We start from the raw sequence: 15,646 nt of genomic DNA, 5'->3' as shown, positions 1-15,646 counted from the left end.
CCGCTCCGTGCACACTGGCAGCGACACGAAGGAGACCTTTCATGCGGAACCAGGTTGCCCCGAACCGGCTGTCCTGGGCCACTGATATTCAGCCCGGCACGATCGAGAAAGCCGCCCGCACAAGACGACCGCCTGCCTTCCCGTCTGAACGGCGATTTCACGATCCGTGATCATGCAGCCGACCCGGCGTCGTCAGGGAACGCCCCGGAGCACTAGAACTCGTCGGAGCCCGTCACCTGAGCGATGGGAAAGATGTGGCGGGAGGCGGCGCAGATGGTCTCCAGCGTGTGGATCGGCGTGTCGTCTGTGGCGTAGCTAACGCGCAGGATCTCGACGACCCACTCGCCGGGGCCGAGCTCCAATGCGGCGGCCTCGGCCTCGGTGGGCGGCCGGGCGATCAGGCGCTCCTCGGCACGGCCGAAGCGGTGCCCCAGTGCTTCGATCCCCGCCTGCAGGGTCGGCCGCACGAAGTCCGGGGCACAGAGCGGGGTGCCGCCGAAGAGATCGAGCCGGAAATAACTCGTGGCGATCCGGACGGGAACGTCGTCGGCCAGCATCATCTTGCGCCGCGCCAGGACCTCCACGCCCGGCGGCACCCGGAGAGCCTGGGCGACGTGTTCGGAGGCCGGCTCGGGGCCGACGTACAGCATGCGGCGGCCGGCCCGGATGCCCTGGCGCTCGGCCTCGGTCATGAACAGCGACGCCGAGCCCCGTACGGCCGGCTCGGCCGGAAGGCCCCGCCGTACGACAACCCGAGGGCTCCGCCGCTCCCCGCCGAACTCACCCGCGCTCCGATCTCCCACAGCGATCCGGTCCTTCCCGAGCCCCGAGCACACCACCCAAGCGACTCTAGCCAGTGCCCGGCACACGTCCGGACGGGATTGCAGCTCCTGCGACAGTCGTGAGCCTGCGGGACGGGACGGCGGCGAACCGATCGCCGTGATGCCGCCCGACCTCAGGTAACCAGCCCGCCAGGGGCCGGCCGGGCGCCTCTGGATGGTGTCTCCCTCAGCCTGAGGCCTACTCCTTGCGAACGACGACATGCGGAAGTTTCGTCCCTTTTCCGGATGGGCGGGGCACCGTGCGTGATCAGACAATCGAGGCGGCTCGCGGCGCCGAGCCCTGCACGCTGTCCCACCTGTACCGGACAGGAGCCGTCGCACCCGCGCACGCAGGTCGGCCCGGGCACCACCGCCGGAGGAAGATTCGCCGTCCATCGCCGCACACGGGTGCTCGGCCCGGGGGACCCGACGATTGGAGATCGTGTGCGAAGAACCTCCCTGCTCGCGTGCGCCCTGGCGTTGATCGCGTCCTTGCTCTCCCTCACTCCCGCGAACGCCGCCATCACCAAGACGACGACCACCAAGACCACCAGCACCAGCACCACCACCACGGCAGCCGGGGCGGCCATCGCCTGGGCCGCGTGTCCCGAGGACCCAGCCGTCGAATGCGGCACGCTGGCGGTGCCCATCGACTGGGCCCATCCTGGAGGCCCCACCATCGACCTGGCGCTGGCCCGGCGCAAGGCCACGGACCCGGCTGCCCGGATCGGCTCCCTGCTCATCAACCCCGGCGGTCCGGGCGGATCCGGGGTGGACTTCGCCTTCTTCGGCAACGACTACTTCAGCCAGGAGATCACCCGCCGGTTCGACCTCGTCGGCTTCGACCCGCGCGGCGTGGCACGCAGCCACCCCGTCGTGTGCTCGGTCGACGTGCTCGGCCAGGCACCCGATCCGATCATGAAGAGCCAGGCGGAGTTCGACGGGTGGCTGGCCTACGACCGGCGGCTTCGCGACGACTGCCGGGCCCGGACCGGCCCGCTGTACGACCACGTGGACACGCTGAGCGTCGCGCGCGACCTCGACGCCATCCGCGCCGCCCTCGGCGAGGACAAGCTGTCCTACTACGGCATCTCGTACGGCACGCTGCTCGGGCAGCAGTACGCCGAGCAGTTCCCCCGCAGAGTCCGCGCCCTGGCCCTGGACAGCAACATGGATCACAGCCTGGGGACCACGGCGTTCCTCGCCACCGAGGCCGCCACTGTGCAGGACTCGTTCGACGAGTTCGTGGCGTGGTGCGACCGCGACGCGAGCTGCGCGCTGCACGGTAAGGACGTGCGGAAGGTGTGGGCGGGCCTGCTCGCCCGGGCCGGACGCGGAGACCTGCCGTCTCCGGACGACCCGAGCGTTCCGCTGACCACGCTCGACCTCATCGCCGATGCCTTCGACGATTTCTACGGACCGTCCTGGGCGAAGCTCGCCAACCTGCTGAACGCTCTGGACACCGGCGCCCCGGCGCCGGCGGAGCTGTCCGCCGTGACGACGCGGCGAAAGGCGGCGGTGGGAGACGTGGCCGAGTTCCCGTCGCAGGTCTTCTGCGAGGACTATCGGCTGCCGATCCGCGACTACCGTGATTACGCCGCCCACCTGCGCCTCGCGGCGAGGGTCGCGCCGGACATGCGCTTCAGCCCGCTGGCTTTGGGGCTGACCCCCTTCTGCCTCGGCCAGACGCGGATTCCGAACCCGCAGCACGACCTACGGGTCCACGGCAGTGCGCCGCTGCTGCTCGGCAACGCGGTTCACGACCCGGCCACCGCGTACAGCTGGGCGGTGGACGCGGCCCGGCAGATCGGCCGTGAAGGCGTGCTGCTCACCTACGAGGGATGGGGCCACGGGATCTACCGCCGCGGCGAATGCACCACGGGGGCCATCGACCGCTACCTGGTGTCGCTGACCTTGCCCGCCCGCGGCACGCGCTGCCCGGCCGTGCCTCCCGCCGACGTCAGCGCGCAACGGGGAGCGTGGCCGCGACCCTCTGGCCCGCTTCCGAACCTGCCCGGCTGGGTGCGCCTGCCCTAATCGCCACGGACCATCAACAGAGGCATGAGAGACGCCCTGCTCCTCCGCGAGCAGGGCGTTTTCATCGTGCGGACCCACGTCCTGAACGCAGGGGCCGGAAAGGAATGCCGCGCGCCCCGCAGGGGGCGGAACACGCGAAAGCGGCGGCGCCTCTTCGGGCACCGCCGCTGCGAACACCTCTGCGTCACTCGAGCACCGCTCTGGCAGAGCCGTACTCGAGTGAGCGCTTCGGGTGGAGGTGGCGGGAATCGAACCCGCGTCCTTCAACACCATGTCAGGGCTTCTCCGGGCGCAGCCTGTTGCAATTTTCTCAGCCCCGGCGATCTCACAGGCGAGTCGCCGACGGGCTCAGTCACTGTTTGGTTTCCCGCTCGACCCCGTGACCGGGTCGGTCGGTTGAGCCTCCTAGCGATGTCAGATCCGGGCCGGAGGCGGTCCCGGGCTGACAGAGGTTACTCGCTGCTTAGGCGGCGAGAGCCAGGTTGCCCTGGCTGACCTCAGTGCGCGTGTTATTGGCACTTATTGGTTTGCGGTCACAGTGTTAACGAGGTTATGTCCGCAGTCCTCGGCCCGCTTCCCCTGGCATGCAATGCCGAAGTCGAAACCGGTCACCCCCTGTTGAGTTGTCAACCCCGCTCCGAGGAGCCGGGTAGCGCAACCATATATCTCAAAACACCGGCGGCGCGAACCGAATTCCTGCCCGCGGGACGGCGAAGCCCCCGGGAACGCGGCATGACGCACACGCCCCGGGGGCCGACCGGCAGGGTCGAGCCGGTCCGGACGGCAGGGCTCCCCCCGAGATGGAGCCCTGGTCTCATCACGGTGACTGAGACCGCAACCCCCCAAGCGGTGCTCAGTCACTTAGAAAGACGCCGCCGAGGCCCCCGATGGTTGCTCGGCTCAGCGAAAATCTTCAGGCTTGTGCGCCGGCGTTCCGGAAGTAGGCTCCGGCGATCTCGGCGGCGCTCGCCGCGTCGGCGCTCTCGGCCAGCACGGCCACGGCCACATCGCCCTGCCAGCCCACGAACCACGACAGGCTCCTGCGCTGCTTCTTGTCGACCTGAGTGACCTCGGCGGCCACGCCGTACACCGGAGTTCCGGAGACCTCGGCGGCGCGAGCCGAGCCGGACACGACTCCCGCGCGCATCAGCGCCCGCAGCTTGGTGATCGTGGGGGCGTCGAGCGTCACGGGGTGCGGCGGGATGGGCGGCGCGACGTCGGCGGAGGGGTCCGGCGACGCCGGCGAGGTGACGAGCACGGGCGGCCGCCACGTGCCGGACTCGACGGCGGCGGCGACGAGGGCCATGGAGAGGGGGCTGACCCGGACGCTCTGTCCGGCGATCATCTTCGCCACGGCGGCGTCCCCGTCCCCCGGGGGGAGTGATCCGCTGAACGTCTTGAGCGGAAGCCCCCAGTCGCCGCCGATGCCGAACTGGGCCGCGCTGTCCAGGAGCGCCTGCCGGTTCGTCCGCCTGGCGAGAGAGGCGAGGGCGGTCACGCAGCCCTGCGCGAAGTCGGCCTCGAAGCTCGGCGTCACGCTTCCGAGCACCCCCGGCTGCTGGAACCGGGCGCCGCCCACCGTGCGGTCGGCGCTGCAGGGGATCTTCTGGGCCGGGTCCAGACCGCCCTGGAGCAGGGCGTCGGCCGCGAGGATCGAGAAGGTCGTGCCCGCCGCGTACCTGCCGGCGAGGGCGTCCTTCTCCTGGTGGAACTCGTTGGTGGAGACCGCGAGCACCTCGCCGGTGGCGGCCTTGACGGCGACGAGCGCGGCGGGCCGGGAGCCCCCCACCGCGGCGTCGCCGGCGCTCTGCGCGCGCGGGTCGATGGTGGTGCGGACGGCCGTGTTCGTCCGGCCCGGCCAGGCCTTGAGCTCCTTGACCTGCTGCCCCGACGCGGCGTCGAGGATGACGACGCGGGTCTCCGTCGAGCCGGTGAGCTGGTCCTGGTAGGCCTTCTGCAGGCCGTCCCTGCCGACCGTGTCTCCGGCCCGTTGCGGCCCGCCGAGCTGCTGCTCCACCTCGGGAGTGATCGCCGTGACGCGCCCCACGATCTGGGCGGGAGACTTCGGCGCGACCGGCGGGGTGTCGGTCTGGATGCCGAGCCCCTTGATGACGGCGAGCTTGTCCTTCAGCGCGGCGTACTTCGTCCGGCCGAACGTCGCCAGCGGGACGAAGGTCTGCGGCGGCGACGAGAGGATCCGGCTCAGCAGGCGGTCCTGGGCGAAGCCGGTGACCTTCGAGAGCTCGTCGCAGAGCCGGCCCGGGTCCTTGATCTTCGCCGGGACGACGCCGGCCACGTAGAGGACCGTCTCGTCCTGGAGCGGGTTGCCGTCACGGTCGAGGATGGGCTTGCGCCCCAAGGGGACGGTCGCCACCGCGAAACGCTGCCCGGGATGAAGGTCGGGATGGATCACGCTCGGCGACCACTGGACCTTCCACCGGCCGTCGACGACGTGCAGTGGCAGCGCCCCGTCGTACTCCCACAGCGGGTTGTTCTCACCGAGGTCGACCTGGGCGTGATACTGCGCCCGCGCGGTCTCGCCGTCGCGCTGGATGCCCTTCAGCGAGAACCGGATCGACGCCGCGTCGAGCTGCAGCCCGACGGACTCGAGCGTCTTCCGCACGGTCGCCGGGTCGCCGTCGGCCCGCTTGGCGGCGCTCGAGTAGTCGCCCGTCTGCCAGCCGACCAGGAAGTCGCGGACGGCCTCGTGCGGCGACGGCTCCTCGAAGCAGCCCGTCAGCATCGGCGCCACCAGGGCCACCGCCAGCGCGGCCCGTACGGCTCTCGCGTGGACGGACACGGCCTAGCGGCCCCCCCGGCGGCGGACCGCGTTGGACATGGCGCGCGCCATCTCGCGGTTGGCCTGCTTCTCCATCAGCGTCTGCCGCTTGTCGTAGTCCTTCTTGCCTCGGGCGACGCCGACTTCGACCTTGGCCTTGCCGTCCTTGAAGTAGATCGACAGCGGGATCAGCGTCAGGCCGCGCTCCTTGAGCGTGGCCTCGATCTTGCCGATCTCCTTACGGTGGAGCAGCAGCTTGCGCGTGCGCCGCGCGGCGTGGTTGGTCCACGTGCCCTGGCTGTACTCCGGGATGTACGCGTTGATCAGCCAGGCCTCGCCGTCCTGCACGGTGGCGTAGCCGTCGGTGAGATTGGCCTTCCCCGCGCGGAGGGACTTGACCTCCGTACCGGTCAGCACGAGCCCGGCCTCGTAGGTGTCCTCGATGAAGAAGTCGTGCCGGGCACGCTTGTTCTGGGCGATCAGCTTGCGCCCGGTCTCACGTGGCATACAGGGAAGCCTACCGTTGGCGCGAGGACGGGCGTGGCGACGGAAAACGACGCGCGATCGCGCGTGGGGCAGGTGCGGCCATCGACCGGTCACACACGCAGGTAGCGGCGGAGCGTGATGAACGAGGCGAGGACACAGATCACCACGCCCACGGCCATGGTGAACGTGATCACGCCCGCGACGGTGTTCCATCCCAGGGGGACGGCCATGTAGCTCTGGATGCCCTCGAAGAGGAGGATCTTGGTGACGATCAGCAGGACGGCCGCGAACACACCGCCGATCAGGCCGGCGATCACACCCTCCATCACGAAGGGGAGCTGGATGTAGATGTTCGAGGCCCCGACCAGCCGCATGATGCCGGTCTCCCGGCGGCGGTTGTAGGCGGACAGCCGGACCGTGTTGCCGATCAGCAGGGTGGCCGCGAACACCATCAGGATCGCGACGCCGAGGGCCATGTTCCGCAGTTTGGGGAGGAAACCGAAGTACGACTCCAGAAGCTTGCGCTGGTTGACGATGCGCGAGATCCCGGCCCGGCCCGTCAACTGGTCCGCGAGCGCGTCGGCGTTGTCCGGGTTCCTGAGCTTCACCCGGAAAGACTCGGGCAGATCGTCGGGCTGGATCACCGACAGCAGGACGTTGTTGCTCTGCTGCGCCTGGAAGTTCTTGTACGCCTGAGCCTGGTCCTCGTAGTCGACCCGCTCGACCTGGGGCATGACCTGGATCGTCTGCTTCAGCTGGGCCTTCTGGTCGGCGTTGAGCGGGGGCTTGTTCTTGCAGGCCGGAAAGACGTCGTCCTTCTTGCACAGGAACACCGAGAGCTCGACCTTGTCGGTCCAGAAGGTCGTCAGAGACGAGACCTGAGAGTTGATCATCAGCCCGATGCCGAGCAGCGCCATGCCGACCGCCACGGTCACGATGACGGCGATGGTCATCGTGAGGTTACGCCGGAGGCCGATCCAGACCTCGGAGAAGATGAAGTTGGCCCGCATGGTCCCAGATACTCCTAATACGCCTGGCCGTACACGCCGCGCGACTGGTCGCGGACGATTTTGCCGTCCTCCAGCTCCACCACGCGCTTGCGCATGGAGTCGACGATGGCGGCATCGTGCGTTGCCATGAGGACGGTGGTGCCGGTCCTGTTGATGCGGTCGAGCACCTTCATGATGCCGATGCTCGTCGCGGGGTCGATGTTTCCGGTGGGCTCGTCGGCCAGCAGGATCATCGGCCGGTTGACGAAGGCGCGCGCCATGGCGACGCGCTGCTGCTCGCCTCCGGACAGCTCGTCGGGCATGCGATGCGCCTTGCCCTCCAGGCCGACCAGCTCGATGACCTCGGGCACGACCTTGCGGATGAACCTGCGCGGTTTTCCGATGACCTCGAGCGCGAACGCCACGTTCTCGTAGACGTTCTTGTTCGGAAGCAGCCGGAAGTCCTGGAAGACGCAGCCGATGCGGCGGCGCAGGTGGGGCACCTTGAAGTTGGACAGCCGCGCGAGGTCCTTGCCGGCGACATGGATGGCGCCGGAGTTGGGCCGCTCCTCCTTCAGGACGAGCCGGAGGAAAGTGGACTTCCCCGAGCCCGAAGGACCGACCAGGAAGACGAATTCGCCCTTGTCGACATCCACGCTCACGTGGTCGAGGGCAGGCCGGTTTTGGTTCGCGTAGACCTTGGTGACATTATCGAAATGGATCACGGGCGCATCACGGCAAGCCAGTCTAGGGGTTGGGACATCCAGCTCGGGGGGCGACGGTCACTTTGCAGTGGATCGACGTTCCGGTTGGCCGTAGCTCAGTCTAGGGGTAACACTGGCATGGAACGTCCATAACGGAAACAAAACGATTAGGCCTTGAGTAGTGAGACGGTAAAGGTGCTATGAGCTGCGAACATCTGATCTGCGCGGCGTGCGCGGGCCCCGTGGTGGAGGGCCGCTGCCCCGTCTGCCGGGAGGGCCGCGCCAAGGTTCACCACCACGGATTCATGGGCCTGTCGCCCCTGGTCATCACCCTCGCCGTGCTGCTCGTGGTCGCCTTGGTGGCCCTCAAGCACGCCGGCGGCTACTAAGGCGACTACCGGGTCTCCTGGCGGCGCATCCAGCGGATCTCGCCCTCGATGAACTCGTCGATGTCGCCGTCGAGCACCGCGGTCGGGTTGCCCGCCTCGACGCCGGAGCGCAGGTCCTTGACGATCTGGTAGGGGTGCAGCACGTAGTTGCGGATCTGCGTGCCCCACGACGTCGTCGACTCGCCGCGCAGCTCGTTCATCGCGGCGGCCTCTTCCTGCCGCTTGCGCTCCAGCAGCTTGGCCGACAGGACGGTCATCGCGGAGGCCCGGTTCTGAAGCTGGGACCGCTCGTTCTGGCAGGAGACCACGATGCCGGTCGGGATGTGCGTGATCCGCACGGCCGAGTCGGTGGTGTTCACGCCCTGGCCGCCCGGGCCCGACGACCGGTACACGTCGATGCGCAGGTCGTCCTCGTTGATGTCGATGTGGTCGGTCTGCTCGACGACCGGCACCACGTCGACGCCCGCGAACGAGGTCTGGCGGCGGCCCTGGTTGTCGAAGGGGCTGATCCGGACCAGCCGGTGGGTGCCGTGCTCGCCCTTCAGCGTGCCGTACGCGTAGGGGGCCTTGACCGTGAAGGTGGCCGACTTGATGCCGGCCTCCTCGGCGTAGGAGGTGTCGTAGACCTCCGACGGGTAACCCTTGCGCTCGGCCCACCGCAGGTACATGCGGAGCAGCATCTGCGCCCAGTCGGCCGCGTCCACGCCGCCGGCCTGGGAGTTGATCGTGATGAGCGCCTCGCGGGAGTCGTACTCCCCCGACAGCAGCGTGCGGACCTCCAGCGCGCCGATGTCGGACTTGAGGGAGGTGAGCTCCTTGCCGGCTTCGGCGAGCGCGTCCTCGTCGCCCTCCTCGGCCGCCAGTTCGAACAGGACCGGCAGGTCGTCCAGGCGGCGGGCCAGCGCCTCGACCCGGTTGAGCTCGCCCTGCAGGTGGGAGAGCTTGCTCGTCACCTTCTGGGCCTGCTCCGGGTCGTTCCACAGGTCGGGCGCGGCAGCCTGCTCTCCCAAGTCCGCGATCTGCTTGCGCAGGGCGTCGAGGTCGAGCACGTCCTGAATGCTCTTCAGCGTGCCGGTAAGCTCGTTGATCTCTTCGGCTGGATCGATGACTGCCACGTCTGTAAAGGGTACGCGAACAGCGGACCCTGTTAGGTATCGCACCTCGGCTAGCATGTGGACCTCTGTAGGAGGAGGGGCGTTGATCGGGGTCGTCCGGAGTGCGCTCACCTTCGCGCTCCTCGCCAGTACGGCTGTCGCCTGCTCCGGCGCCGCGCCGTCACAGCCCGCGAAGCCGCGCACTACGCCGACCCCCGCGGCGGCCGTCTCCAGCGCTCCCGCCCCCAGCCCGAGCCCCACATCCACCGCGGCCAGCGCCGTGACGCTCGCGGAGGCGGGCCGGGCTCTCGACACCTTCCTCGCCACAGACGACGTGGTGCGGGCGGCCGGAGCCGACAAGTGGACCCTCGCCCTCACCCGCGACGGGCAGCGCCCGATGACCCTCGCCCGGCTGCGCTCCTCGCGCGGGGCCGCGCTCCCCCGCTATACCTGGGGCCACCGGACGCTCCTGGTCCCACGTCAGAGCCCCGGGAAGGCCGCCCAGTGGTTCGCCGCGACCGTCGAGCGGCGGAGCGCCTCGGGCGAGGTCCGCACCGCCGTGCTCGCCTTCCTCCGGCCGGACGAGAAGTCCCGGTGGCAGGTCAGCTTCGAGTCCCTGCTCTACCCCGGGGAGAGGCCGCCGGCGGCCGCGATCGACTCCGAGGGCTACGCGACCGCCCTGGAATCACGTGACCAGACGGTCGCCGTCAGTCCCAATCTGATGGGCCCGCTGCACGCGACGACCGCCGAAGAGGGGGCGCAGGGCTACGCCTCCGGCCTGATCGCCCCCGGGCCGCAGACCACCGGCTACTTCGCCGACATCACCGCGGCCAAGGTCAAGGCGCAGCGCGACGACGGCATGGAGTACCAGTCGATCTTCGCGGCCGCGGCCGACAACCCGGTCTTCGCCCTGCGCACAGAAGACGGCGGCGCGCTCGTCTACTACACGCTGATCCGCACGTCCACGTGGACGCCGATCTTGATGTACGCCAAGTGCCGCCCGATCGTGATCCCGCCTCAGGCCAGGTGGCTCCTGAAGGTCTCGAAGATCTGCAACGAACGGCGGATCCAGGAGACCCAGCAGTACGTGGGCGCGGTGCCGCCCAAGACGTCCACCGCGCCCGCCCACGTCATCGGCTACGACGGTCTCATCACCAAGGCCACCACCCGCTGACTTGCCGACCATGCCGCGGTACGGCCGGCCGGGGAGTTTCCTCCATGATCACCGCCGGATTTCGGCACTTCAACGCGGCTGCCCGGGAATCCGCGCATGATCACAACCCGGGTCTGCGCAGGTGGGACGGCAGCCCGGGAATCCGTGCATGATCACGGCGAGGGGTGCGGTCAGGCGTCGGTGTGGGGGAGGTTACTCGTGGCGACGAGGGTCCGTACGGCCCGCAGCGCCACGGACAGGGTGGCGAGGTCGAAGGTGTCGCTCTCCCAGATCTCCGAGAGCGTCTGCCGCGACCGCGTGACCGCGGCCTGGTTGGCCTCGGTCCAGCGGGCCAGCCGCTCCTCGGGGGACAGGCCGGGCTCGCTGTGGATCAGCACGTCCCGGGTCAGCGTGGCGTGCGCGGCGTAGAGGTCGTCGCGGAGCGCGGCACGGGCCATCGAGTTCCACCGGTTGTCCCGTGGCAGGGCGATGACCCGCTCCCTCAGCCGGGCGAACTGGAGCCGGTCGGCCAGGTCGAAGTAGACCTCGGCCACCTCGTCCACCGGCCTCCCGGTGACGGAGGAGATCTCCACCAGGTCGAAGGTGGAGTAGGCGGGGACCATCGAGGCCACCCGCTCCGCCAGGTCCTCGGGCACGCCACGGGCGACGAAGGAGTCCCGCCGCTCCTCGTAGGCCACCAGGTCGGGGCCGGTGAGAAGCTTCGGCAGGTGGGCGAGCAGGCCGTCGGAGCCGTCGATGAAGAACCCGGCCGTGGACGCGAGGTCGAGCGGGGGCCTCCGGTTGCCGAGCAGCCACCGGGTGCCGCGCTCCGACAACTTGCGGCTCTCGAACAGCATGGCGAGCTGCGTCGCGGTGTCGACCTTGTTGTCCAGCGCCTCGACCTGGCGGCGGAAGGTCTCCAGGTCGAAGACCTCCCGGGCCACCAGGTAGGCGCGGACGATGTCGGCCGTCGACGCGCCGGTCTCCTCGCCGAAGCGGAAGACGAAGCTGGTCCCGCCCGCGTTGACCACGTCGTTCACCACGCAGGTCGTGATGATCTCCCGGCGCAGCGGGTGCGCGTCCATGTACGTCCGGAAACGCTCCCGCAGGGCCGACGGGAAGTACGACACCAGCCACGACGCGAGGTACGGATCGTCGGGGATGTCCGACCCGAGCAGTTCGGCGTCCACCACGATCTTGGTGTAGGCGAGCAGCACCGCGAACTCCGGAGCGGTGAGCCCGAGCCCGGACTGGCGGCGCTCCGCGAGCACCTTGTCGGAGGGCAGGAACTCCAGCTCCCGGTTGAGCAGGCCCGCCCGCTCCAACCGCCGCAGGTACCGCGAGTGGATGTGCAGCATCTCGGGAGCCTGGGCGCGGGACGCGGCGAGGACGACGTTCTGCGCGTAGTTGTCCTCAAGGACCAGCTCGCCCACCTCGTCGGTCATGTCGAAGAGGAGCTGGTTTCGCTGCTTGTCGGTCATGTCGCCGTCGCGGACGACCTGGTCGAGCAGGATCTTGATGTTGACCTCGTGATCGGAGGTGTCCACTCCGGCCGAGTTGTCGATGAAGTCGGTGTTGACCAGCCCGCCGTTCAGCGCGAACTCGATCCGGGCGAGCTGGGTGAAGCCGAGGTTGCCGCCCTCGCCGACCACCTTGCAGCGCAGGTCGGCGGCGTTGATCCGGAGGCCGTCGTTGGCCTTGTCCCCGACGTCTGCGTGGCTCTCCGAGGTCGCCTTGACGTAGGTGCCGATGCCGCCGTTCCACAGCAGGTCCACGGGGGCCCTGAGGATGGCGCTGATCAGGTCGTTGGGCGCGAGCGCGGTGACGCCGTCGGGCAGCGCGAGCGCGGCCCTGATCTGCGGGGACACGGGGATCGACTTGGCGGTCCGCGGCCAGACCCCACCGCCGGACGAGATGAGCTTCTTGTCGTAGTCGGCCCACGAGCTGCGCGGAAGCGCGAACAGCCGCTGACGCTCGGCGAAGCTCCGCGCGGGGTCGGGCGCCGGGTCGATGAAGATGTGCCGGTGGTCGAAGGCCGCCACCAGCTTGATGTGCTCGGACAGCAGCATGCCGTTCCCGAACACGTCGCCCGACATGTCGCCGACGCCCACGACGGTGAAGTCGGTCGTCTGGATGTCCATGCCGGCCATACGGCCGGCTCCCCCGGAGGACGACCCGAGACCCCTGAAGTGATACTTGACCGACTCCCACGCGCCCTTGGCGGTGATGCCCATGGCCTTGTGGTCGTAGCCCACCGAGCCACCGGAGGCGAAGGCGTCGCCGAGCCAGAAGCCGTAGTCCTTGGCCACCTCGTTGGCGATGTCGGAGAACGTGGCCGTGCCCTTGTCGGCGGCCACCACCAGGTAGGTGTCGTCGCCGTCGTGCCGTACGACGTCGGGCGGGGGGACGACGTCGCCGTCGACCAGGTTGTCGGTCAGGTCGAGCAGCCCCGAGATGAACTGGCGGTAGCAGGCGATGCCCTCGGCCAGCGTCTCGTCGCGCCCACCGGCAGGCGGTCTCTTCACGACGAACCCGCCCTTGGAGCCCGTGGGCACGATGACGGTGTTCTTCACCATCTGGGCCTTGACCAGGCCGAGGATCTCCGTGCGGAAGTCCTCCATGCGGTCCGACCAGCGCAGGCCGCCCCGCGCGACCTTGCCGAAGCGCAGGTGCACGCCCTCGACCCGCGGCGAGTAGACGAAGATCTCGTACTTCGGCCGGGGCAGCGGCAGCACGCTGATCGCCTGCGGGTCGAACTTCACCGCGATGTACGGCTTACGCCTGCCGGCGACGAACTGGCTTGCCCCTGCTTCCCGTCCCCCTGCTCCGGCGTCACGTCCCTCGCCGTCGGCGGTCTGGAAGACGTTCGTCCGCAGGGTCGCCTGGATCATCTCCAGGTAGGCCCGGAGGATGCGGTCCTCGTCGAGGGAGGCGACCTCGTCCAGCGAGGCCAGGATCTCCTCGGTGAGCGCGTCGCAGACCTCGGACCTGCCGCCGTCCGGCCGCCGTGGGTCGAGGCGGGCCTCGAAGAGCCTGACCAGCAGCCGGGCCAGCCGGACGTTGCCGAGCAGCACCCGCTCGATGTACGACTGGCTGAACGTGGTGCCGGCCTGCCGCAGATATTTGGCGTAGGCGCGCAGGATCTCGGCCTGCTCCCAGGTCAGACCGCCGGCCAGCACGAGCGCGTTGAAGCCGTCGTTCTCGACCTCGCCGCGCCACAGGGCCGCGAAGGCATCCTGGAACAGCCGCTTGAAGTCGTCGCGGTCCACCTCGTCCGAGGGCGTGTAACGCAGGCCGAAGTCGTAGATCCAGGCGTCCCGGATGCCCGCGTCGTGACCCCGGGCCAGCTCGTACGGGCGCTCGTCGACCACCTCGACGCCCATCCGCTGGAGCAGCGGCAGCACCCGGGACAGCGAAATGGGGGCGCCCAGGCGGTAGAGCTTGAACCGCCGCTCGCCCTCGGCCGCGCCGTACGGCTCGTAGAGGTTCATCCCGATCGCGGCCTGGTCCTCGGCGAGCTGCTCCAGGCGCCTCACGTCGGCGACGGCCGTACGGGGCGGGAAGTCGGCCTTGTAGCCCTCGGGGAAGGCAGTGCTGTAGCGGCGGACCAGCGTGGGGGCCTCCTCCTCGGAGGAGAGCTCGTTGATGGCGACGGCGAGGTCGTCCTCCCAGGAGCGGGTGGTGGCGGCGAGGCGCGCTTCCAACTCCTCGACGTCGACCGGCACGTCGCCCAGGGGCTTGCCGCGCTCGCCGCGGATCACCACGTGCAGCCGGGCCAGCGCCGACTCGCCGATCATGGCGCTGTAGTCGAGCGACGTGCCACCGAGGGCCTTGAAGAGGATCTCCTGCATCTGCAGCCGGACCTTGGTGGTGTAGCGGTCACGGGGCAGGAAGATCAGACAGGAGATGTAGCGGCCGTAGTCGTCGCGGCGGAGGAAGACCTTGACCTGCTTGCGCTCGCGGAGCCGGAGCACGCCGAGCGCGATCGGCAGCAGCTCGTCCACCGAGATCTGGAACAGCTCGGCGCGCGGGTAGGTCTCGAGGATCTCGATGAGGTCCTTGCCGTCGTGGCTGTCGGGCGACAGGCCGGCCCGGTCGAGGACCTCGGCGAGCTTGCGCCGCAGCACGGGGATCCGGGAGACCGACTCGTTGTACGCCACGTGGGTGAACAGCCCGAGGAACCGGCGCTCGCCGACCACCTCCCCCTCGGGGGAGAACACTCTCACGCCGACGTAGTCGAGATACTGCGGCCGGTAAACGGTCGCCCGGCTGTTGGCCTTGGTGACGATCAGGACCTGCTTCTCGCGGGCCTTGGCGCGCATCTCGGGCGGCATGGCGGCGAAGCTGTCCGATCCGGCCTTGTCGGCCCGGAGGATGCCGAGCCCGGTGCCCGGCAGCGCCCGCAGGCTCTCGCCCTCCTCGGTCTGCTCCAGGCGGTACTCGCGGTAGCCGAGGAACGTGAAGTGGCCGTCGGCGAGCCAGCGCAGCAGCTCCAGGCTGTCCTCGACGCCGGCCGGGTCCAGCGGCGGCGGGTTGACCGCCAGGTCCTCCGAGGTCTGTACGGCGAGCGCCCGCATCTTCGCGAAGTCCTCGACGGCACACCGGGCGTCGAGGAGCACCCGCTGGAGATCGCTCTCCAGTTGCTTGAGCACGGCGGGTTCGGACTGCCGGTCGATCTCGATGTGCATCCACGACTCGTGGAGCGTCTGGCCGGTCATGTCGTCCTTGCCGCGGCCGAGGAGCGCGCCGGTCACGTCCCGGCGGACCCACATCTGCGGGTGGACGACGAGGTGGGTGCCGAGCTCGTGCCGGGTCAGCTCGGTGGTCACCGTGTCGAGCAGGAACGGCATGTCGTCGGTGACGATCTGGACCACCGAGTGACCGGGGTCCCAGCCGTACTCGTCCAGCGTGGGGGTGAAGACCCGGACCACGGCGCGGCCCTGCGGCCGGAGCTCGGCCAGATGACGGTGGGCGATGGCCGGCCCGAACACGTCGACGGGGTTGCGCTCGGCCAGGTCCTCGGGCGCCACGTGCCTGTAGTACTGCCGGAGGAAGGCGAGCACGTCCTCGCCGTCCCCCTGATGCGCTCCCGGCGTGTGCGCGCACACCTCGGCGGCGGTGCGGAGGAGCTCGTCCAGCGCTTCATCTGTTCCGTGGTGATTTGGCGCCATATCGAGCGGCATGTCGCTACTCA

At 69.4% G+C, this 15,646-nt stretch carries 10 protein-coding genes and 1 other RNA gene; 3 read left to right on the top strand and 8 right to left on the bottom strand.

All coding sequences use genetic code 11. The features are described from left to right. Nucleotides 1–212 precede the first annotated feature (212 nt). On the bottom strand, nucleotides 213–803 hold the full coding sequence (locus N5079_RS01535) for a GntR family transcriptional regulator (RefSeq protein ID WP_261581437.1): 591 nt from the start codon (nucleotides 801–803) through the stop codon (nucleotides 213–215). 462 nt (nucleotides 804–1,265) lie between these two features. On the opposite strand from N5079_RS01535, the gene N5079_RS01530 reads away from it, so the two are divergent. Next, the gene (locus N5079_RS01530) at nucleotides 1,266–2,858 is read left to right on the top strand and encodes an alpha/beta hydrolase (protein ID WP_261581436.1); all 1,593 of its coding nucleotides are present in this window, start codon (nucleotides 1,266–1,268) and stop codon (nucleotides 2,856–2,858) included. Between the two features lie 230 nt (nucleotides 2,859–3,088). Here N5079_RS01530 and ssrA read toward each other — a convergent pair. The 5 genes from ssrA to ftsE form a co-directional block, all read right to left on the bottom strand. Then, nucleotides 3,089–3,474: a transfer-messenger RNA gene (gene ssrA / locus N5079_RS01525) on the bottom strand. 297 nt (nucleotides 3,475–3,771) lie between these two features. After that, entirely contained in the window at nucleotides 3,772–5,658 is a 1,887-nt protein-coding gene (locus N5079_RS01520; protein WP_261581435.1) for a penicillin-binding transpeptidase domain-containing protein, read from the bottom strand. A gap of 3 nt (nucleotides 5,659–5,661) precedes the next feature. Beyond that, nucleotides 5,662–6,144: an SsrA-binding protein SmpB gene (smpB, locus tag N5079_RS01515; protein WP_261581434.1), complete on the bottom strand. Its 483-nt coding sequence runs from the start codon at nucleotides 6,142–6,144 to the stop codon at nucleotides 5,662–5,664. A gap of 89 nt (nucleotides 6,145–6,233) precedes the next feature. Then, on the bottom strand, nucleotides 6,234–7,133 hold the full coding sequence (gene ftsX / locus N5079_RS01510; protein WP_261581433.1) for a permease-like cell division protein FtsX: 900 nt from the start codon (nucleotides 7,131–7,133) through the stop codon (nucleotides 6,234–6,236). A gap of 14 nt (nucleotides 7,134–7,147) precedes the next feature. Beyond that, on the bottom strand, nucleotides 7,148–7,837 hold the full coding sequence (ftsE, locus tag N5079_RS01505; RefSeq protein WP_214107638.1) for a cell division ATP-binding protein FtsE: 690 nt from the start codon (nucleotides 7,835–7,837) through the stop codon (nucleotides 7,148–7,150). A 179-nt stretch (nucleotides 7,838–8,016) separates the two neighbouring features. Between ftsE and N5079_RS01500 the strand changes: the two genes are divergently transcribed. Continuing rightward, nucleotides 8,017–8,205: a hypothetical protein gene (locus tag N5079_RS01500; RefSeq protein WP_261581432.1), complete on the top strand. Its 189-nt coding sequence runs from the start codon at nucleotides 8,017–8,019 to the stop codon at nucleotides 8,203–8,205. A gap of 5 nt (nucleotides 8,206–8,210) precedes the next feature. Here N5079_RS01500 and prfB read toward each other — a convergent pair whose 3' ends face one another. Then, entirely contained in the window at nucleotides 8,211–9,320 is a 1,110-nt protein-coding gene (gene prfB / locus N5079_RS01495; RefSeq protein ID WP_261581431.1) for a peptide chain release factor 2, read from the bottom strand. Nucleotides 9,321–9,402: 82 nt separating this feature from the next. On the opposite strand from prfB, the gene N5079_RS01490 reads away from it, so the two are divergent. Further along, the gene (locus N5079_RS01490) at nucleotides 9,403–10,473 is read left to right on the top strand and encodes a hypothetical protein (protein ID WP_261581430.1); all 1,071 of its coding nucleotides are present in this window, start codon (nucleotides 9,403–9,405) and stop codon (nucleotides 10,471–10,473) included. Between the two features lie 170 nt (nucleotides 10,474–10,643). Here the strand turns inward: N5079_RS01490 and N5079_RS01485 are convergent, their stop codons facing one another. Beyond that, nucleotides 10,644–15,635, bottom strand: coding sequence for an NAD-glutamate dehydrogenase (locus N5079_RS01485; RefSeq protein WP_261581429.1), 4,992 nt, complete (start codon nucleotides 15,633–15,635; stop codon nucleotides 10,644–10,646). Between the last annotated feature and the right edge of the window lie 11 nt (nucleotides 15,636–15,646).

The sequence above is a fragment of the Planotetraspora sp. A-T 1434 genome, assembly GCF_025420585.1.
Lineage (GTDB): Bacteria > Actinomycetota > Actinomycetes > Streptosporangiales > Streptosporangiaceae > JAOEGB01.
Note: the sequence above shows the minus strand (reverse complement) of the source record. Positions and strands in the feature narration are given on the sequence as shown.